The sequence below is a fragment of the Blastococcus sp. SYSU D00868 genome (assembly GCF_054050575.1).
Map to the genome: position 1 here is coordinate 198304 of NZ_JBJGZO010000007.1, position 18443 is coordinate 216746.

The 18443-nt window shown below is 76.8% G+C and carries 19 protein-coding genes; 13 read left to right on the forward strand and 6 right to left on the reverse strand.

Annotated features, from left to right (window positions below; genetic code table 11):
* Positions 1 to 277 precede the first annotated feature (277 nt).
* Both ACI79F_RS09110 and ACI79F_RS09115 read left to right on the forward strand, forming a co-directional pair.
* Entirely contained in the window at positions 278 to 631 is a 354-nt protein-coding gene (locus ACI79F_RS09110) for a phage holin family protein (protein ID WP_456545907.1), read from the forward strand.
* Positions 632 to 670: 39 nt separating this feature from the next.
* Positions 671 to 1285 carry a TetR/AcrR family transcriptional regulator gene (locus ACI79F_RS09115; protein WP_456545906.1) on the forward strand — a complete coding sequence of 205 codons (615 nt, stop codon included), beginning with the start codon at positions 671 to 673 and terminating at the stop codon, positions 1283 to 1285.
* Position 1286: 1 nt separating this feature from the next.
* On the opposite strand, the gene ACI79F_RS09120 is transcribed toward ACI79F_RS09115, so the two are convergent.
* From ACI79F_RS09120 to ACI79F_RS09130, 3 genes are read right to left on the reverse strand one after another with little or no spacing between them, the layout of a single operon-like run.
* Complete coding sequence (locus tag ACI79F_RS09120) at positions 1287 to 1697, reverse strand: arsenate reductase ArsC (protein ID WP_456545905.1); 411 nt, start codon at positions 1695 to 1697, stop codon at positions 1287 to 1289.
* Positions 1694 to 2815: an ACR3 family arsenite efflux transporter gene (gene arsB / locus ACI79F_RS09125; protein WP_456545904.1), complete on the reverse strand. Its 1122-nt coding sequence runs from the start codon at positions 2813 to 2815 to the stop codon at positions 1694 to 1696. The genes ACI79F_RS09120 and arsB overlap by 4 nt, the downstream gene beginning before the upstream one ends.
* Positions 2812 to 3195: a metalloregulator ArsR/SmtB family transcription factor gene (locus ACI79F_RS09130; RefSeq protein ID WP_456545903.1), complete on the reverse strand. Its 384-nt coding sequence runs from the start codon at positions 3193 to 3195 to the stop codon at positions 2812 to 2814. Before ACI79F_RS09130 ends, arsB begins: the two co-directional genes overlap by 4 nt.
* 193 nt (positions 3196 to 3388) lie before the next feature.
* Here ACI79F_RS09130 and ACI79F_RS09135 point away from each other — a divergent pair, with 193 nt between their 5' ends.
* Both ACI79F_RS09135 and ACI79F_RS09140 read left to right on the forward strand, forming a co-directional pair.
* Positions 3389 to 3805 (forward strand): hypothetical protein, encoded by a 417-nt coding sequence (locus ACI79F_RS09135; RefSeq protein WP_456545902.1) that lies wholly within the window; start codon positions 3389 to 3391, stop codon positions 3803 to 3805.
* Positions 3806 to 4085: 280 nt separating this feature from the next.
* Entirely contained in the window at positions 4086 to 5657 is a 1572-nt protein-coding gene (locus tag ACI79F_RS09140; RefSeq protein ID WP_456545901.1) for a DUF222 domain-containing protein, read from the forward strand.
* 136 nt (positions 5658 to 5793) lie between these two features.
* Here the strand turns inward: ACI79F_RS09140 and ACI79F_RS09145 are convergent, their stop codons facing one another.
* Positions 5794 to 7644: a glycosyltransferase gene (locus ACI79F_RS09145; protein ID WP_456545900.1), complete on the reverse strand. Its 1851-nt coding sequence runs from the start codon at positions 7642 to 7644 to the stop codon at positions 5794 to 5796.
* Positions 7641 to 8918: a glycosyltransferase family 4 protein gene (locus tag ACI79F_RS09150; RefSeq protein ID WP_456545899.1), complete on the reverse strand. Its 1278-nt coding sequence runs from the start codon at positions 8916 to 8918 to the stop codon at positions 7641 to 7643. Before ACI79F_RS09150 ends, ACI79F_RS09145 begins: the two co-directional genes overlap by 4 nt.
* A 93-nt stretch (positions 8919 to 9011) precedes the next feature.
* On the opposite strand from ACI79F_RS09150, the gene ACI79F_RS09155 reads away from it, so the two are divergent.
* Complete coding sequence (locus ACI79F_RS09155) at positions 9012 to 10100, forward strand: glycosyltransferase family 9 protein (RefSeq protein ID WP_456545898.1); 1089 nt, start codon at positions 9012 to 9014, stop codon at positions 10098 to 10100.
* Complete coding sequence (locus ACI79F_RS09160) at positions 10097 to 11143, forward strand: glycosyltransferase (protein WP_456545897.1); 1047 nt, start codon at positions 10097 to 10099, stop codon at positions 11141 to 11143. The genes ACI79F_RS09155 and ACI79F_RS09160 overlap by 4 nt, the downstream gene beginning before the upstream one ends.
* 7 nt (positions 11144 to 11150) lie before the next feature.
* On the opposite strand, the gene ACI79F_RS09165 is transcribed toward ACI79F_RS09160, so the two are convergent.
* Positions 11151 to 11501, reverse strand: a complete 351-nt coding sequence (locus ACI79F_RS09165) for an Rv2640c family ArsR-like transcriptional regulator (RefSeq protein ID WP_456545896.1) — start codon at positions 11499 to 11501, stop codon at positions 11151 to 11153.
* A 94-nt stretch (positions 11502 to 11595) separates the two neighbouring features.
* Between ACI79F_RS09165 and ACI79F_RS09170 the strand changes: the two genes are divergently transcribed.
* The 7 genes from ACI79F_RS09170 (at position 11596) to ACI79F_RS09200 (ending at position 18334) form a co-directional block, all read left to right on the forward strand.
* On the forward strand, positions 11596 to 12018 hold the full coding sequence (locus tag ACI79F_RS09170) for an ArsI/CadI family heavy metal resistance metalloenzyme (protein WP_456545895.1): 423 nt from the start codon (positions 11596 to 11598) through the stop codon (positions 12016 to 12018).
* A 30-nt stretch (positions 12019 to 12048) separates the two neighbouring features.
* Positions 12049 to 12969 (forward strand): ribonuclease Z, encoded by a 921-nt coding sequence (locus tag ACI79F_RS09175; protein ID WP_456545894.1) that lies wholly within the window; start codon positions 12049 to 12051, stop codon positions 12967 to 12969.
* Positions 12970 to 13006: 37 nt separating this feature from the next.
* On the forward strand, positions 13007 to 14680 hold the full coding sequence (gene pgi / locus ACI79F_RS09180; protein ID WP_456545893.1) for a glucose-6-phosphate isomerase: 1674 nt from the start codon (positions 13007 to 13009) through the stop codon (positions 14678 to 14680).
* A 95-nt stretch (positions 14681 to 14775) separates the two neighbouring features.
* The gene (locus tag ACI79F_RS09185) at positions 14776 to 15804 is read left to right on the forward strand and encodes an ATP-dependent 6-phosphofructokinase (protein ID WP_456545892.1); all 1029 of its coding nucleotides are present in this window, start codon (positions 14776 to 14778) and stop codon (positions 15802 to 15804) included.
* Positions 15805 to 15836: 32 nt separating this feature from the next.
* Positions 15837 to 16199 carry a thioredoxin family protein gene (locus ACI79F_RS09190; protein WP_456545891.1) on the forward strand — a complete coding sequence of 121 codons (363 nt, stop codon included), beginning with the start codon at positions 15837 to 15839 and terminating at the stop codon, positions 16197 to 16199.
* A 41-nt stretch (positions 16200 to 16240) separates the two neighbouring features.
* Positions 16241 to 17767, forward strand: a complete 1527-nt coding sequence (locus tag ACI79F_RS09195; protein WP_456545890.1) for an MFS transporter — start codon at positions 16241 to 16243, stop codon at positions 17765 to 17767.
* Positions 17768 to 17815: 48 nt separating this feature from the next.
* Positions 17816 to 18334: a gamma carbonic anhydrase family protein gene (locus tag ACI79F_RS09200; RefSeq protein ID WP_456545889.1), complete on the forward strand. Its 519-nt coding sequence runs from the start codon at positions 17816 to 17818 to the stop codon at positions 18332 to 18334.
* Positions 18335 to 18443 lie beyond the last annotated feature (109 nt).

The following is an 18443-nucleotide window of genomic DNA, read 5'->3' on the forward strand; positions in this document are numbered from 1 at the left end:
CGTCTCCGCGTCGCTCGCCCGCGCGGGGTCGCGGACGACGCGACGCCGCCATCGTCCCGCCGGACGGCAGCCGCCGGGGGCGGCCGGGTCCCGGCGCGGAGGCCGCCGGAGCCGTCCGGCGATCCCGTGACGCCACGGGGCGGCGCGGTGACCCAGCGGCGCTGCCGTGCACCGCGTGCCGACGGCCGGACGCTCGCGCCCCGCGGGCGGCGCGGCGGGCGGGACGATCCGCCGGTGGCGCGCTGGACGCCACGCCCAGGGGCCCGGGGAGGGGACCATGACGACGTCGATCCCGGGGATGCCGGGGAGCGACCCGCTGCGGCCGCTGACCGACGAGCTCGACGCGGTCGTGCGCCGGGAGGTGGAGCGGGTCCGGCACGAGGTCACGCGCCCGTACCGGGAGTCCCGCGAGGGCGTGCGGCTGCTGGGCGGGGCCGCGGTGCTGGGCTCGATGGCGGCCGGGGCCGCCACGGCCGCGGTCATCCGGCTGCTGGACCGCCGGATGCCCCCCGAGGCGTCGGCGGCGGTGACGGCGGCCATCCTGGGTGCCGGCGCCTCCGCCGTCGCGGCGGCGGGCCGCGCCCGGATGCGCGCGGCGTGGGGGCCGTCGGAGGGGGACGCGCGCACCTGACCGGAGTCCGGCGGCGGGCGGGTGTGCTGGACTGGACCGGTGAGCAGCGCCGACCCGGCACCGGCGACCGGGCCCGAGGTCCGGGACGAGACGCGCGACCGGATCCTGCAGGCGGGCATGCGGTGCACCGCCCAGTACGGCCGCGCCAAGACGACGATGCGGGACGTGGCGCTGGCCGCCGGCGTCTCCCGGGCGACGCTCTACCGCTACTTCGCCGACCGCGGCGCCCTCTTCACCGGCATCCGGCAGTACGAGCACGAGCACGACCGGGCGGAGTTCGACCGGCTCGCGGCCGGTGCCCGGTCGCTCACCGACGCGGTCGCGGCGCTGGCCGAGGTGCTGGCCGGCACGTCGGCGCGCTACCGGGTGGGCGCGCACCTGGCCGCCGGCGACGAGAGCCTGGCCGGCTACATGGCACTGCGGTCCGGGCGGGAACGGGAGCGGGCGGCCGCGCTGATCCGCCCGTTCGTCGTCCGCGCGGCGGAGGCCGGGGAGCTGCGGCCGGGGGTGGGCACCGAGGAGGCCGAGGAGTGGATCGCGCTGGCCGTCGTCCAGGCGACCTCGCTGGCGCCGCTGCGCTCGGTCGACGCGGACGACCCGGCGGCGGTCGGCCGCTGGCTGGCGCGGATGGCCTGCTCGGGGATCTGCGCCTGACTCAGGCGGTGGCCGGCACCCCGAGCTCGGCCAGCAGGCCGCGGATCCGCCGCTCGATCTCGTCGCGGATCGGGCGCACGGCCTCGACGCCCCGGCCGGCCGGGTCGTCGAGCGCCCAGTCGAGGTAGCGCTTGCCGGGGAAGACCGGGCAGGCGTCGCCGCAGCCCATGGTGACGACGACGTCGGAGGCCTCGACCGCGTCGGTCGTGAGCACCTTCGGGCGCTGGTCGGTGATGTCGATGCCGGCCTCGGCCATGGCCTGCACGGCGGCGGGGTTGACCTCGTCGGCGGGCAGCGACCCGGCGGAGCGGACCTCGACGGCGTCCCCGGCCAGCGTGCGCAGCCAGCCGGCGGCCATCTGCGAGCGGCCGGCGTTGTGCACGCAGACGAACAGCACGCTGGGTCGGGTCATCGGGCGCTCCTCGCGGTGGTGGTGGGGACGGTCGGGTCGCCGGGGAAGAAGCGGCGGCCGGCCCGGAGCGCCACGTAGACCAGCGCGACCAGGACCGGCACCTCGATGAGCGGGCCCACCACCCCGGCCAGCGCCTGGCCGCTGGTGACGCCGAAGGTGCCGATGGCGACGGCGATGGCGAGCTCGAAGTTGTTGCCCGCGGCGGTGAAGGCGAGCGTCGTCGTCTTCGCGTAGCCCAGCCGCAGCCGCATCCCCAGCAGGAACGACCCGCCGAACATCAGCGCGAAGTAGGCGAGCAGCGGCAGCGCGATCCGGGCGACGTCCCACGGGCGGGAGGTGATCGCCTCGCCCTGCAGCGCGAAGAGCATGACGATCGTGAACAGCAGCCCGTAGAGCGCGATGGGGCCGATCCGCGGCAGGACGCGCGACTCGTAGTGCTCGCGGCCGTGGGTGCGCTCGCCGATCGTGCGGGTGACGAAGCCCGCGACCAGGGGGATGCCGAGGAAGACCAGGACGCTGAGCAGGATCGCCCAGAAGCTGAACTCCGCCGACGTCGTCTCCAGGCCCAGCCAGCCGGGCAGCACCTGCAGGTAGAACCAGCCGAGCGCGGCGAAGGCGACGATCTGGAACACCGAGTTGATCGCGACCAGGACGGCGGCCGCCTCGCGGTCGCCGCAGGAGAGGTCGTTCCAGATCAGCACCATGGCGATGCAGCGGGCCAGGCCGACGATCACCAGGCCGGTGCGGTACTCGGGCAGGTCGGGCAGCAGCAGCCAGGCCAGGGCGAACATGAGCGCCGGGCCGAGGAGCCAGTTGAGCACCAGGCTGGCGACGAGCAGCCGGCGGTCACCGGTGACCCGGTCCAGCTCGGAGTACCGGACCTTCGCCAGCACCGGGTACATCATCAGCAGCAGCCCGATCGCGATCGGCAGGCTGACCTCGCCGACGCGGACGGCGTCGAGGGCGTCGTCCAGGCCGGGGACGAGCCGGCCGAGGAGGAGGCCGCCGGCCATCGCCGCGAGGATCCAGACCGGCAGGAACCGGTCGAGGGTGGACAGCCGCTGCAGGACCGGCGCCTCGGCACTCGCGCGGGCGGTCTCGCCGACGACGTCGCTCACGCCGTCGTCCCGGCGAGGGTGGGGCTCGAGCCGGCGAGGGCCGGGCTCGTCCCGGCCAGGCTCGGCGAGCTGAAGACGTCGGCGACCGCGGCCAGTGCCTCCGGGCGGACCCGGTAGTAGGCCCACACACCGCGCTTCTCCCGGTCGAGCACGCCGGCGGTCTGCAGCACCTTGAGGTGGTGGCTCACCGTGGCCTGGGTGAGCTCGAAGGCGGCGTTGAGGTCGCAGACGCACGCCTCGCCGCTCCCGGTGGAGGCGATGAGGCTGACCAGCCGCAGTCGCACGGGGTCGGCCAGGGCCTTGAGCAGCGCGGCCACCTCGGCGGCGCGGTCGGCGCTCATGGCGGTGCCGTCGGCCGGGGTGCAGCGGGCGTCGTCCACGGGTCCTCCTCCAGACATCGACGCTCATCGTATCGACATCCGTCTATGGCTTCGAGTGCGGGCCCCGTCCGGGCGCGTCGGCGGAGTCGCGGGATGGGGGTGCTGGCCGTGGGGCCGCCGGCGCGGGATCGTTCGTGCATCGTCGCGCGCCCCGCGGTCGGTGCCGCGCGACGGCCTCAGAGGAGGGGCCGTCATGTGGTGGTGGGCAGTCGTCGCGGTCACCGGCTTCGCCGCGCTGACCGCGCTCGTCGTCTGGCTGGCCAGGAGCAACACCGCCCGCGCGGAGCGTGCCGCCCGCCGGGCGCGTGCTGCGGCGGTGCGCCGGGAGGAGGCGGAGCGCCGCCGGCAGGCCGCGGCACTGGTCGCCGCGTGGCAGGGTGCGCACCGTCGCCCCCGGCGCCCCCGCCTGCCGCGCGTCGAGGTGCCGCACCTGCACGTGCCGCACGTCGGCATCCCGCGCCTCCGCGCGCCGCGTCTGCGTCCGCCGCACCTGCGTCTGCCCCCGGTCCACCTGCCGCGGGTCCGCCTGCGTGGGCGGGTGCCAGACCGGCAGGACGACGGGCTGGAGGACGGCCCCGAGGGCGCCGAGCCGCCCGTGACGACGACGTAGTCCGGCCGCCCCGCAGCCCCCGGGGGACGCCTGGGCCGCCGACCCCTCGCAGGGTCGAGCACCCCGGGCTTCTGGCCCCGGCCGGACGATCGCGCGGCCGCTCGTGGCTCCGGCGGGCTCGCGCGATGGCTCGTTGCTCCGGCGCGCCCGTACGACGGCTCCGTCCCGCATCGGCTGTCTGGATCTGCGCGTGCCCCCGCCGCATCCCCGTGTCCGTCGACTTCGAGCGCCGACCCGATGAGCTGCAGAAACTGTCGTACCTCGAACGTATGTTCGGGCCATGCGGGCAGCGGTCGCCGGGGAGTCCCTCGCCGAGGGGGTCATGGTCCTGGTGCCGCGCCTGCCCGTGGAGCTGCTGTCCCCGGAGCAGGTGGCGACCGAGCTGCAGCTCCTGGCGGCGCAGAAGGCGATGATCGCCGCCTACGAGGCGGAGCTGGTCCTGGCGCTGGCGGACGCGTCGCCGGACACCGACGACCCGCCGGCCGGTCGCCGGGGTGGGCGGGGGTCCTGGACGGCGGCGGAGCGCCTGCCGGGGGTGTCCGAGTTCTTCCCCGCAGAACTGGCCACGGTCCTCAACTGCGGTCCGGGCACCGCGCGGAAGCTGGCGGTGCGGGCCCGGACCTACCGGGAGGCCCTGCCGAGCACGTGGGGTGCGCTGGCCGCCGGTGTGCTCGACGAGCCGCGGGCGAGGGTGCTGGCCGAGGTGCTCGAGCACGCCGACCCGGGCCTGGCCCGCCGCGTGGAGGCCGTCGTGCTGCCGGAGGCTGTCGACCTGTCGATCCGCAGGCTGCGCGAGCGGGCCGAGGCGCTGCTGGCGGAGTTCGACGCCGACGGCGTCGACGAACGGCGTCAGGAGGCCGAGAAGGCCGCGGACGTGCGGGTCTACCCCTCCCCGCGGGAGGGCATGGCGACCCTCGCCGTGGACCTGCCCGCGGACGAGGCCGCCGCCTGTCACGACGTGGTCGACCAGCTGGCCGGGATGCTGAAGGCCGACGGGGACGAGCGACCGATCGGGCAGCTGCGCACCCGGGCCTTCGTCGACACGGTGCTGCGGGTCTGGGACACCGGCCGGCCGCCGGTGACCGCCGATCTGCGGATCACCGCCCCGCTGGGTGCGCTCACCGGGGAGAGCACCGAGGCCGGGGAGGTCAGTGGGCTGTCGATCACGGCCGCCCACCTCCGGGAGCTGCTCCGCCGCCTCGACGCCCTGGGCGTGCAACCGCCCGAGGGCGGGTCGGTCACGGTCGGGGTGACCGGGGACGACGGCGCGCTGCTGGCCACCGCCACGCTGGAGCAGCTGCGCCGGCTGGCCCGCCGCGGCTGCCCCGACCACCCGGGTGCGGCCTGCTCGTGCGCGGTGCTGGACCGGCCGCCGGCCACGGACGCCTACTCGCCGACGGCCGCGCAGCAGCGGTTCGTGCACACCCGCGACCGCACCTGCCGGTTCCCCAACTGCGGGCAGCGGGTCGGCTGGGCCGACGCCGACCACGTGGTCCCGCACGCCTGCGGCGGGCCGACCGACTGCGCGAACCTGTGCTGCCTGTGCCGCGGCCACCACCGGCTGAAGACCTTCGCCCGCGGATGGCGCTTCGAGATGACCGACGACGGGACGCTGCTGGTCACCACCCCGTCCGGGGTCACCCGCACGACCCGGCCACCCGGCCTGCGACCGCCGCCCGAGCGAGCCGAACGGCCCGAGCCGCCCGAGCCGCCCGAGCCGCCCGAGCCGCCCGAGCCGCCCCACCGCCGAGCCGGGAGCAAGCCGTACCCGGGCATCCTCCGGCTGATCCGGCACGGACTGGCCGGCACCTCGTGGCGGCCCCCCGAGGCGCCCGGTGACCCACCTTTCTGAGCGCGACGACAGCCAGCGCGACGGGAGCGCCGACATGTCGCGATGCGGTCATGGCGCCACGGCGACGTGCCGCCACGGCGACGTGCCGTCATGTCGACGTGTCGCCCCATCGGCGAGAGCTCCGTGGGGCGACCGGTCAGCGGAGGACGGAGCGGAAGAGCTCGACGAGCCGGTCGGCGTGGGCGTCGAAGGTGTGCCGGTCGCGGACGGCCAGCGCGGCCGCCGCGCCGGCGCGGGTGCGGACCTCGGCGGCCAGGAGGTCCGCGACCTCGTCGGCCGACCGGAACAGCAGCCCGGTCCCCTCGTCCCGCAGCACCCGCTCGACGGAGACCAGCGACCCCGGGTTCGCCTGCTGCAGCATCGGCAGCCCCGCGGCCAGGTACACCGGCAGGCGGGCGGGGGAGTTGAGGTCGTCCCAGCTGGCCAGCCGCAGGTCGCCGCCGTTGGCGCTGTCGAAGCGGTGCAGCCAGCCGGCGTCGTACCGGGACAGCACCGGCACCCACTCCTCGGGCCCGACCGGCGGGTGCACGTGCACGAACTCCGGCGCCCGGGCCAGCGCCTCGTCCAGCCACGAGGTCCACGAGCCCGTCGCCCCGGGCGCGCGCACCTGGCCGTGCAGGTGCGTGTGCACCCCGCGGCGGGCCAGCGCCAGCACCCAGTCGAGGTCGAGCCCCGCGGGCCGGCCGGCGAGGACGGTGTGCGGCTGCCCGTCGGCGTCGGACAGCTTCGGTGACAGCGGTGCCTGCGACCACTCGCGCAGCGGCAGGTCGCCGTCCAGCACGCCGAGGCGCCCCGGGTCGACCCGGCCGGCCAGGGCGAGGGCGAACCAGTCGCGCTCCTCCTCGCTGCAGAACAGCGCGGCGTCGGCCGCGGTCACCAGGTCGGCGAGCAGCGGCCACTCGCCGCGGACGACGCTGCGCTGCGGCGCCTCCTTGAAGTGCCAGACGAACGGCACCTCCGGGAAGGCCGAGCGGACCGCGTGCGCCAGCGGTACCGCGCGCCAGTTCAGCTGCGCCCAGACGACGTCGGGCGCCAGCTCCCGCACCGCCTCCCGCCACCCGCCCGCCGCGGGGTCGACCGCCGGCCCCAGCTCGGCGACGTGCCCGAACGGCAGCGGCCCCACCGTGCTGTCGCCCAGCCCGGACGCCGTCCACAGGCCCGTCAGGGCGTGCCCCCGCGCGGCCAGGGCGAGCACGCGCTCGGGGTTGAACGCCAGCTCGCCGACGACGAGCACCCGCAGCCCCTCCGGCGCCGGCCGGTACGTCCGCCGGCGGAAGCGGGCGTAGCGGGCACGCTCGTCGACCTCGCCGCCGTCGGTGGAGGAGAAGCGCAACGGCTCGGCCACCCGGTAGCGCGCGCGGAAGACGTTGAGCCCGCCGTCGGCCGACGGCCGGATCGCCCGCGACCGCTGCCCGGGGTGGCGGGTCCACGAGCAGGTGACGCGGCCGGTGTCGGCGACGGCACCGCGGGCGTCCAGCCGGCGCCACATCAGGCGGTCCAGGTCGTCGGTCTCCAGCTCCGCCCGCTCGGTCCAGCGGTCGGCGGTGCGCCGGTGGGCGACCTGCACCAGCTGGTCGTAGGGCGTGTCCGCCGGCTCGGTCAGGCCCGTCCGCGCGCGGACGACGCCGGGCCCGGTCAGGCAGCCGAGCAGCGCCTCGAGGTGCGCGGGCGCCCACACGTCGTCAGCCGGGAGGTAGGCGACCAGCGGGGCGGTCGTGGCGTCCAGCGCGACGTTCAGCGCCGCACCGAGGCCCCGGTTCTCCGCGTGCCGCAGCAGCCGGACCCGGGGGTCCCGAACCGCCGCCAGCGCGGCCGGGACCGCGCCGGGGTCGGGCGACCCGTCGTCGACCACCACCGCCTCCCACTCGGCGACGGTCTGCGCGCGCAGCGACTCCAGCGCCCGCGACAGGAAGGCGGCGGCCGGTGAGGCGGGGGAGTCGTGCACGGGGACCAGCACGGCCACCCGCGCACGGCGGTCCGCGGTCACGCCGCCACGGCCTCCCGCACCCGTCCGCGCGCCCCGCCGCGCACGCCGCCGCGGACCCGCGCGTACACGTCGGCCACCCGCGCGGCCAGCCGCGGCCAGGCGTAGTCGCCGGCGCGCTCCCGCGCGCCGGCGGCCAGCCGGGCCCGCAGGTCGGCGTCCCCGGCCACGCGGTCGAGGGCGGCGGCCAGCGCGGCCGGGTCCAGCGGCGGCACCAGCAGCCCGGTGACCCCGTCGCGCACCACGGTGGGGATGCCGCCGACGTCGCTGGCCACGACCGGCAGCCCCGCGGCCATCGCCTCGGTGAGCACCGACCCCATCTCCTCGTACGCCGACGGCAGCACCAGCACGTCCAGCGACCGGAGGACGGCGGGGACGGCGTCGTGCGCCACGAAGCCGCGCAGCGTGATCCGGTCCCGCGCCGGGGAGGCCGCGACCGCCCGCTCGACGAGCCCGCGGTCCGGGCCGTCGCCGACCACCACCAGCTCGGCGTGCTCCCGCATCAGCCCGAACGCCTCGACCAGGACGTCGGGCCGCTTCTGCGGCGCCAGGCGCCCGACGTAGCCGATCCGCGGGCGGCCCACCCCGGCCAGGACGTCGTCGCCGCGGCCGGCGAACAGCGCCGGGTCGAAGCCCGACGGGATCGTGTGCACCCGCTCGGCCGGCACGCCGTCGGCCCGCACGGCCGCCGCCGTCCGCTCGGTCAGGACGACGACGGCGTCGGCCCGCCGCAGGGTGCTGCGCTCCACCCACCCGCCGAGCGCCCGCAGCAGCCGCGCCCGGGGCGAGCCGCCGGTGAGCGTGTGCCCGACGCTGCAGTGCAGCGTGACCACCAGCGGGCAGCCGTGCCGGCGGGCGGCCAGCCGGGCGAGCGGCAGGACGGCGAGGTCCTCGCCCTGGTGGCCGTGTACCACGTCGACCGGCCCCGACCGCCGGCCCAGCACGAGGGGCAGCGCCGCCGGCGCCCACAGCTGCCGGAACCGCGGCACGGGCAGGCCGGTGCGGTGCACCAGGGCCGAGCGGCCCAGCCGGGCGGCGCCGGCCCGCGCGGCCAGCCGCGAGGTCACGACCGTCTGCCGGTGCCCCTGGGCGTCCAGGCAGCGGGTCAGCGTCGCGGTGTGGTTCTGCATCCCGCCGATCGGGTCGTACCGGGCCGCCCGCCCCTCGAGGGCCCCGGGCAGCCCGCCGGCGCTCCCGCCGCGGGCCTCCGGCTCGAAGACGCTGCACAGGCGCAGGACGTGCGGCGCGGCGTCGCGGTCGTCGGCAGGCTGCGGCACCCGGACCTCCATCGCTTCGGGGGTCCGTAGTGCACCACGGGATGTCACGCGGCGCAGGGTTGGCCCCGGCCCGGCCGGGGCAGGACCGCCGCCGTGCCGCCGCCGCTCGCCGACCCCGCCGTCCGCCGCGTCGCCCTCGTGCGGATGCGGGTGGGCCTGGGCGACCTGCTGTGCAGCATCCCCGCGCTGCGCCGGCTGCGCGCCGCCCGGCCCGACCTGCACGTCGCCCTCGTCACCTGGGCGCGGATGGCCCCGGTGGTCGAGCGGCTCGGCTCGCTCGGCGGCCGGCCCCTGGTCGACGAGCTGCTGCCGTTCCCGGGGGCCGAGGGCATCCCGGACGGCCCGGTCGACCCCGCCGGCTGGGCGGCGTTCACCGCGGCCGGCCGCGGCTTCGACCTCGCGCTGCAGGACTACGGGGACCGGGTCGCCGCCAACCGGGTGACTGCCGCGTTCGGTGCCCGGCTGACCGGCGGCTTCGCGCCCACCTCCTGGTCCGTGCCGCCCGGCGCGGAGGCGATGTACCTGCGCTACCCGGTGCACCTGCACGAGGCGCAGCGGCACGTCCGCCTGCTGGAGCACCTCGGCCTGCCGCCGGGCGGCGAGGCGGGGATGGGCTTCGACCTGCGACCCGGGGACGAGGCCGAGCACGCCGCGACGCTGACCCGGCACGGCCTGGTGCCCGGCGGCTACGCCGTCCTGCACCCCGGGGCGTCGGCCGCCACCCGCCGGTGGCCGATCGCGCGGTACGCCGCGGTGGGGGACGCCCTGGCCGCCGACGGCCTGGCCGTCGTGCTCACCGGCGTGCCGGGGGAGGCGCAGCCGGCCCAGGTGGCCGCGGCGATGCGGGCCCCGGCGGTCGACCTGAGCGGCGCCACCAGCCTCGGCGGGCTGGCCGCCCTGCTGCGCGACGCGGCGGTCCTCGTCGGCAACGACACCGGCTCGGCCCACCTGGCCGCCGCCGTCGGCGGCCGCAGCGTCACCGTGTTCCTGCCCGGCGACCCCGTCCGCTGGGCGCACCGCGGCCCGCGGCACCGGGCGCTCGCGCCCGACGTCGCCTGCGCGCCCTGCCCGCACCTGGTGTGCCCCATCGAGTTCCGCTGCGCCCAGACCGTGCGCCCGGACGCCGTCCTCGCCGCCGCGCGGCAGCTCGCCGGCGCCGGCGGCGGGGCGGCCGCCGCGTGAGGCCGCGGATCACGCTGGTCAGCGACACCGAGACCTGGGGCGGCGCCGACGTCCACCTCACCGCGCTGCTGCGCCGCCTCCCCTCGCTGGGCTGGTCGGTGCGCGTGGTCGTCGCCGAGCAGCTGGCCGGGCACTACGCCGCGGACGACCCGGTCGTCGTCCCGCTGGCCCGGCACTCGGCCGAGGCGCCGCAGCTGCGCGCGGCGATCGCCTCGACGCGCCCCGACGTCGTCTCCGTCAACCTCGTCGACCCCGGGTCGAACGCCGCCGCCGTCGCCGCGGCGCAGTCCGTGGCGCCGACCGTGGGCGTGCTGCACCTGGTCGGCGACGCCGGCACCGGGGCGGTGCGCGAGCGGCTGGCCGCCCTGTACGCGGGATTCGCGCTGCTGGTCACCCCGGCCACGGAGATCCGCGGCCAGATCGTCGGCGACCTGCGGGTGCCGGCCGGCCGGGTGCACGTCGTGCCCAACGGCGTCGACGTGCCCGCCACCGCCGCCGGCCCGGCCGGCAACCCGGTGCCGCGGCTGGGCGCCTTCGGCCGGCTCACCGCGCAGAAGGGCTTCGACCTGCTGCTCGCGGCGGTCCGGCAGCTCGTCGGCGAGGGCGTCGACCTCGAGGTCGTCCTCGGGGGAGCCGGCCGCGAGGAGGCGGCGCTGCGCGCGGCCGCCGCGGGGCTGCCGGTCACCTTCCCCGGCTTCGTCGAGGACGCCTACGCCTTCCTGCGCGGGGTGGACCTGTTCTGCCTGTCGTCCCGGCGCGAGGCGCTGCCCCTGGTGCTGCTCGAGGCGATGGCCGCGGGCCTGCCGTGCGTCACCACCGCCGTCGGCGACGTGCGGACCGCGGTGGGGGAGGACGCCGTCGTCGTCCCCACGGAGGACGCCGGCGCGCTGGCCGCGGCGCTGCGGGACCTCCTCGCCGACCCGGGCCGGCGCGCCGAGCTCGGCGCCCGCGCGCGGGCCCGGGCGGTGCGCGACTTCGACGCCGACCTCATGGCCCGGCGGTACTCCGCCCTGTTCGCGCAGGCGGCCGGCCTGCCCCGGTGACCCGCGCTCAGCAGCAGGCGGGGTCGAGCACGCGCACCAGCGCGCCGAGCGACTCGGGCCGCGCCCGGTAGAAGACGTTCATCCCGCGCCGCTCGCCGGTGACCAGGCCGGCCTTCTTCAGCTGCCCGAGGTGGTGGCTCACCGTGGCCTCGCTGAGTCCGACGCTCGGCGCCAGATCGCAGGTGCAGACCTCGTCCTGGGTCAGCAGCAGCGAGAGCAGCCGCAGCCGGGCCGGGTCGGCCAGCGCCTTGAGCCGCAGGGCCACCTCGACCGCGGCCTCCTCCGCCATCGGCGCCGCGGCGACGGGGGCGCAGCACACGGGGGCGGAGACGTCGACGACGGGCAGGGCCTTGGGCACGGGACCCAGCGTCGCCACCCTCTTGACGTATGTCAAGGAGGTCGCCACAGTGGGGCACCTCTTCGACATACGTCTCATCCCTTCGGAGGTCCCCGTGTCCCGCATCCAGCTCGCCCTCGACGTCGACGACCTCGACCAGGCCGTCGGCTTCTACACCCGCCTGCTCGGCGTGGAGCCCGCCAAGCGCCGGCCGGGATACGCGAACTTCGCCGTCGCCGAGCCGCCGCTCAAGCTCGTGCTGCTGGAGAACCCCGGCCGGGGCGGCGGGCTCAACCACCTCGGCATCGAGCACGGCTCCAGCGACGAGGTGCGCGCCGAGATCGACCGGCTCACCGGCGCCGGCCTGATCGCCGACGAGGAGATGGGCACCACCTGCTGCTACGCCACCCAGGACAAGGCGTGGGTGACCGGCGCCGACGGCGAGCGCTGGGAGGTCTACACGGTGCTCGCCGACAGCCAGACCTTCGGCGCCCCCGCCGCCTCGGGGGAGGAGGCCCCGGTCTGCTGCGGCGGGTGAGCCGCGGCGCCGCGGGCTAGCGTCGGCCGGGTGGGTGCCCGCGAGCTCGTCGTCCTCGGGACGGCGAGCCAGGCGCCCACCCGCCGGCGCAACCACAACGGCCACCTGCTCCGCTGGGACGGCGAGGGGCTGCTGTTCGACCCCGGCGAGGGCACCCAGCGGCAGATGACCCACGCCGGGGTGGCCAGCAGCGCGATCACCCGGATCTGCCTCACGCACTTCCACGGCGACCACTGCCTGGGCCTGCCGGGCGTCGTCCAGCGGCTCAGCCTCGACCGCGTGCCGCACCCCGTGCACGCCCACTACCCGGCGTCGGGCCAGCAGTTCTTCGACCGGCTGCGCGCGGCCTCCCTGTTCGACGACCGCACCGACCTGCGGCCCGGGCCGCTGACGGCCGACGGCGTCGTGGCCACCGGCGACTGGGGCGCGCTGGAGGTGCGCCGGCTCGACCACCGCGTCGACGCCTTCGGCTACCGCCTGGTCGAGCCCGACGGGCGGCGGATGCTGCCCGGCGCGCTGGCCGCCCGCGGCATCGCCGGCCCCGACGTCGGCCGGCTGCAGCGCGAGGGCCGGCTCGTCGTCGACGGGCGGACCGTCGGGCTCGAGGAGGTCAGCGAGCACCGGCGCGGCCAGCGGTTCGCCTTCGTCATGGACACCCGGCTGTGCGACGCCGTCGGCGCGCTCGCCGACGGAGCCGACCTGCTGGTGATCGAGGCGACCTTCCTGTCCGAGGACGCCGACCTCGCCCGCGCCCACGGCCACCTGACCGCCCGCGAGGCGGCGACCGTCGCCGCGGAGGCGGGCGTCCGCCGGCTGGTGCTCACCCACTTCTCCCAGCGCTATCCGGACCCGCGGCGGTTCGCCGACGAGGCGGCGGCGGTGTTCGGCGGCGACCTGGTCGTCGCCGAGGACCTGCAGACGGTGCCCGTGCCGCCCCGCCGGGAGCTCTGACCTGCGGGCTCCGCGCCCCGTCGGGCAGGGTGGGCGCATGGACACCCCGGACCTGACGTCGGCCATCGACATCACCGACACGCCCGAGTGGCGGGCCCTCGCCGAGCACCACGCGCAGGTCCGCGACCGCACGCTGCGCGACCTCTTCGCCGAGGACCCCGACCGCGGCCGGCGGCTCACCCGCCGCGTCGCCGACCTCGTGGTCGACCACTCCAAGCACCGGGTCACCGACGAGACGCTGGGCCTGCTGCTCGCGCTCGCCGAGCGGGCCGGGGTGAAGCAGCGGATCGACGCGATGTTCGCCGGCGAGCACGTCAACGCCACCGAGGACCGCGCCGTCCTGCACGTGGCCCTGCGCGCCCCGGCGTCCACCGAGCTGGTCGTCGACGGGCAGGACGTCACCCGCGACGTGCACGAGGTGCTCGACCGCATGGCCGGGTTCGCCGAGCGGGTCCGGTCGGGCGAGTGGCGCGGGCACACCGGCCGACCGATCCGCGCGGTGGTCAACATCGGCATCGGCGGCTCCGACCTCGGCCCGGCCATGGCCTACACCGCGCTGCGCGCCTACGCCGACCGCGGCATCACCGCCCGCTTCGTGTCCAACATCGACCCGACCGACTTCGCCGAGGCCACCCGCGACCTCGACCCGGCCGAGACGCTGTTCGTCGTCTCCTCCAAGACGTTCACCACGCTGGAGACGCTCACCAACGCCACGGTCGCCCGGGACTGGCTGCTGGACGGGCTCGGCGGCGACGACAGCGCGGTGGCCAAGCACTTCGTCGCCGTCTCCACCAACACCGACGCCGTCCGCGAGTTCGGCATCGACCCCGACAACATGTTCGGCTTCTGGGACTGGGTCGGCGGCCGCTACTCGTTCACCTCGGCCATCGGCCTGTCGCTGATGGTCGCCATCGGCCCGGAGGCCTACCGGGAGATGCTCGACGGCTTCGCCGCCGTCGACGAGCACGTGCGCACCGCGCCGCTGGCGGAGAACCTGCCGGTCCTGCAGGGCCTGGTCAACGTCTGGTACACCGACTTCTTCGGCGCCCAGACGCACGCCGTCCTGCCCTACAGCCAGTACCTCTCCCGCCTGCCGGCCTACCTGCAGCAGCTGACGATGGAGAGCAACGGCAAGTCGGTCCGCTGGGACGGCGAGGCGGTGACGACGGCGACCGGCGAGGTGTACTGGGGCGAGCCGGGCACCAACGGCCAGCACGCCTTCCACCAGCTGCTGCACCAGGGGACGACGCTGGTGCCCGCGGACTTCATCGGCTTCGGCCGGCCCAACCACGAGATCGGCGTCGAGGGCGGCGGCGACATGCACGACCTGCTGATGGCGAACATGTTCGCCCAGTCCGCCGTGCTGGCCTTCGGCCGGACCGCGGAGGAGGTCGCCGCCGACGGGACGCCGGCCGAGCTCGTGCCGCACAAGGTCATGCCCGGCAACCGGCCGAGCACCACGATCCTGGCGCCGCAGCTGACGCCCTCGACGCTCGGGCAGCTGGTCGCCTTCTACGAGCACACGGTGCTCACCGAGGGCGTGATCTGGCAGATCGACTCGTTCGACCAGTGGGGCGTGGAGCTGGGCAAGGTCATGGCCCGCCAGCTCGCGCCGGTGCTGACCAGCGAGGAGCCGCCGGAGCTGGACCAGGACGCCTCGACCGCCGAGCTGGTGCGTACCTACCGCGAGCTTCGCGGCCGCGCCGGCTGACGCTCGGTCGACGTGTCGCCGTGCCGCAGGGTCGACCTGTCGCCACGTCGTCGTGTCGCCGGGTCGTCAAGACGTCATGACGTATCGTCGGGCGAATGCGCATCGGAGTCCTCACCGGCGGCGGTGACTGCCCGGGTCTGAACGCCGTGATCCGCTCGGTGGTCCGGACCGCGACCGCCTCCTACGGCAGCGAGGTGATCGGCTTCCGCGACGGCTGGCGCGGCCTGCTGGAGAACCGCTCCACGCGGCTGGACGTCGCCGCGGTCGACGGCCTGCTCACCCGCGGCGGGACGACGCTGGGCTCGGCCCGCGTCGCGCCGGAGAAGCTGCACGCCGGCCTGGACGAGATGCGCGGCACCCTCGACGAGCACGGCGTCGACGTCCTCATCCCGATCGGCGGCGAGGGCACGCTCACCGCGGCGCACCTGCTGTCGGAGGCCGGCGTCCCGGTGGTCGGCATCCCGAAGACCATCGACAACGACATCGACGGCACCGACCTCACCTTCGGCTTCGACACCGCGGTCAGCATCGCCACCGAGCTGATCGACCGGCTGCACACCACCGCCGAGTCCCACCAGCGGGTGCTGCTGGTCGAGGTCATGGGCCGGCACGCCGGCTGGATCGCGCTGCACGCCGGCCTCGCCGCCGGGGCGCACCTGACCCTGGTGCCGGAGGAGCCCTTCGACGTCGACGAGGTGACCCGGCTGGTCACCGAGCGGTTCGCCCGCGGCGACTCGCACGTCATCGGCGTGGTCGCCGAGGGCGCGCACCCGCTGCCCGGGCAGATGGCCTTCCGGCACGGCGACGTCGACGAGTTCGGCCACCGCCGGTTCACCGGCGTCGCCCAGCAGCTGGGCGAGGAGCTCGAGCGGCGCACGGGCAAGGAGGTGCGGGCGACCGTGCTCGGGCACGTGCAGCGCGGCGGCACCCCGACCTCCTTCGACCGGGTGCTGGCCACCCGCTTCGGCCTGCACGCCACGATCGCCGCCCACGAGGGGCGGCACGGGCAGATGGTCGCCCTGCGCGGCACCGAGATCGGGCTCGTGCCGCTCGCACAGGCCGTCGCCCGGCTGAAGACCGTGCCGCCCACCCGGCTCGCGGAGACCCACGCCTTCACCGGCTGAGCCCCACCGCTGCGCGGGGCACACTGGGGCGCGTGGGCACCGTGACCCTGCACCGGGAGGACTTCGCGGCGGCGGTCGGCGGCGACGGCATCGTCCTCGTCGACTTCCGGGCCGCGTCGTCGGGCTCCAGCCGCGCCTTCGCCGAGGTGTTCGACACGGCGGGCCGCCGGCACCCGGACCTGCTGTTCGCCGCCGTCGACCTGGAGGCCGAGGAGCAGCTGGCCGCCGACGTCGGCGTCCGGTCCGCGCCGACGCTGATGGTCTTCCGCGACGGCGTGCTCGTCTTCGCCGAGCCCGGCTGGCTGCCAGGAGACTCGGTCGACCTGCTCATCTCGACGGTCCGCGAGCTGGACATGGCCGCCGTCCGGGAGGTCTTCCCCCCGCCGCCGGCCTGAGCGGCGCGGCGGGGACGGCGGGAGAGGCGGAGGATCGTCCGGTGACCCGTCCGGCCCCCGCACCCCGCACCAGCGACCCGGGCGGGGGGTACGAGCCCGACCCGCGCCGGTGGCAGGCGCTGTGGGTGACCCTGGTCGCGGGCTTCATGAGCCTGCTCGACGTCAGCATCGTCTCGGTCGCGCTGCCCTCGATGCAGGAGGGGCTGGGCGCCTCGCCGGCCGCCGTCCAGTGGGTCGTCTCCGGCTACGCGCTCACCTTCGGCCTGATGCTCGTGCCGGCCGGCCGGCTGGGCGACGCCTACGGCCGCCGGCGGCTGTTCCTCATCGGCCTGGCCGGGTTCGTGCTGGCCAGCGCCGCGGCCGGGGCCGCGCCGAGCGTGGAGTGGCTGGTCGCCGCCCGGCTGGTGCAGGGCCTGGCCGCCGGCTGCCTGGCGCCGCAGAACTCGGCGCTGATCCAGCAGCTGTTCCGCGGCGCCGAGCGCGGCCGGGCCTTCGGGCTGTTCGGCGCCACCATCGGCGTCTCGACGGCGGCCGGGCCGGTGGTCGGCGGGCTGATCCTCGCCCTCGCCGGGGACGCCAGCGGCTGGCGGTGGGTCTTCTACGTCAACGTGCCGATCGGCGCGCTGGCCTTCGCGCTCGCGCTGACGCTCCTCCCCAAGGCCGCCCGCGGCGACCGCGGGCACATCGACCTGGTCGGCGTCGGGCTGCTCGGCGCGGGCGCGCTGTCGCTGCTCTTCCCGCTCGTGCAGGCCGAGGCCGGCGGGCTGTCGCGGTTGTGGTGGCTGTTCCCGGTGGGCGCGGCCCTGCTCGCGGCGTTCGTGCGGTGGGAGCAGCGCGTCGTCCGCGCCGGCGGGCAGCCGGTGTTCGACCCGCGGCTGGTCACGCGCACTCGCGGCTACGCCGCCGGCGCGTCCCTGGGCACCGTCTACTTCCTCGGCTTCAGCGGCATCTGGCTGGTGCTGGCGCTGTTCTTCCAGACCGGCCTGGACTACACGCCGCTGCAGTCGGGGCTGTCGGTGACGCCGTTCGCGCTCGGCTCGGCGTGCACCGCGGTGATCGCCGGCCGGCTGGTCGAGCGGTACGGGCGGGCGCTGACCGTCTTCGGGCTGGCCGGGGTGGCGGTCGGGCTGGCCGGCGCGGTCGTCGTCCTGCTGCTGGTGCCGCCGGAGTCGGCCGGCTGGGCGGTGGCCCCGGCGCTGCTGGTCGGTGGGATCGGCGGCGGCTTCGTCATCTCGCCCAACATCACGATGACCCTGCGCAACGTGCCGGTGGAGATGGCCGGCGCGGCCGGCGGCGGCCTGCAGACGGCGCAGCGGTTCGGCGCCTCCATCGGCACCGCGGCCCTGCCCGGCCTGTTCTACGTCGTCCTCTCCTCGGCCGACGGCGACTACTCGGTGGCCGCGGCCGCCGGCCTGGCCGTCGCCCTGGTGACCACGCTGGCCGCACTGGTGCTCGGCGTCCTCGACTGGCGGCGGGACCGGCGGGACGACGCCCGCGACCGCGCGCGGTCGGCCCCGGCGGAGGACGGCGGCCGGGAGTTCCACGGCGCGCACGCCTGGCACGGCTGAGCGGCGGCCTGCTCGTCGTCCCTGCCGCCATACGGTAGGGATGTCGGTATGCCGCTGTTCTCGTTCGAGGGCCGATCCCCGCAGGTCCACCCCGACGCCTTCGTCGCGCCCACCGCCACGCTCGTCGGCGACGTCGTCGTCGAGGCGGGAGCGTCGATCTGGTACGGCGCGGTGCTGCGCGCCGACTTCGGCCAGATCATCGTGCGGGAGGGCGCCAACATCCAGGACGGCTCGGTGCTGCACGGCGGAGAGCCCACGATCATCGGGCCCGGCGCGAGCGTGGCGCACGGGTGCGTCGTCCACGGCGCGCAGATCGGCGAGGGGTCGCTCATCGGCAACAACTCCACCGTGCAGGACGGCGCCCGGATCGGGCGCCACACGCTGATCGGCGCCGGCAGCCTCGTGGCGCCGAACGCGGAGATCCCCGACGAGGTGGTGGCCCTCGGCGCCCCGGCGAAGGTGCGCGGCCCGCTGACCGAGGGCACCCGGCACTGGGTGGAGAACAACGGCGAGGAGTACCGCAAGCTGGCCCGCCGGCACGCCGCCGGCGTCGAGCAGGTCGGCTGAGCGGAGGGGGGGGGGGGGGGGGGGGGGGGGGGGGGGGGGGGGGGGGGGGGGGGGGGGGGGGGGGCGGCCGCCGGGGGGGGGGGGGGGGGGCGGCGGGCGGGGCGGGGCG